Origin of the sequence: Tardiphaga robiniae (assembly GCF_001618955.1) — a bacterium.
Lineage (GTDB): Bacteria > Pseudomonadota > Alphaproteobacteria > Rhizobiales > Xanthobacteraceae > Tardiphaga > Tardiphaga robiniae_A.
This window is the reverse complement of the sequence record NZ_LVYV01000035.1, coordinates 1-552: the sequence shown is the minus strand read 5'-3', so window position 1 is coordinate 552 and position 552 is coordinate 1. Positions and strand designations below refer to the sequence as shown.

Here is a 552-nt window from a genome sequence, read left to right as displayed (position 1 = left end):
CGATATCGGTGAGATCGCGCAACAATCCCGCCTGCACCAGCTCTTCCGCCTGACGGCCATGGTTGAACTGGGTGGCGGCCATCGGGTCACCGCCGGTTATGCGGCTGATCATGATCGGGCGCGCCGTACCCCCGGAGCCGGCGATCGCGCCGTCGACCCACTTGTTTCCGGTTGCGTCGAAAGCCTTCGCAAGCTCGGCAACCGCGGCCGCCTCTCCACCCGAAGTCCACCAATGCGTGAACTCGAGATCGGTCGCGCTGGCAGCCCCGAAGGGCAAGGCAGCGGTTGCGCCCAAAGCGGCAGCTAGAAAACGTAAATTCATGAGTGTCCTCCCTCACTGTAACGTTGCCGTAAAAACTTAGATCAAAGAATTTCCCCGCGCAACACCTACAACGGCCAATTCACGATAAATGTGAAAATACAATTTTTGGTAGCACATTCCTGTGAGAAAGGTATCGACGAAGCGTCTGGTCAGAGGCAAGGCTCTCAACGTGTTTTTCGAGGTAAGCTGTTAGTAACGCTGGGTCTTCCCATACTTTTCGTCTCGGAGGA

1 pseudogene is annotated in these 552 nt (G+C 56.7%); it reads right to left on the bottom strand.

The window, feature by feature from the left end:
• Positions 1-322: pseudogene (locus A4A58_RS22395) on the bottom strand (carbohydrate ABC transporter substrate-binding protein); the annotation flags it as partial.
• Positions 323-552: the final 230 nt, after the last annotated feature.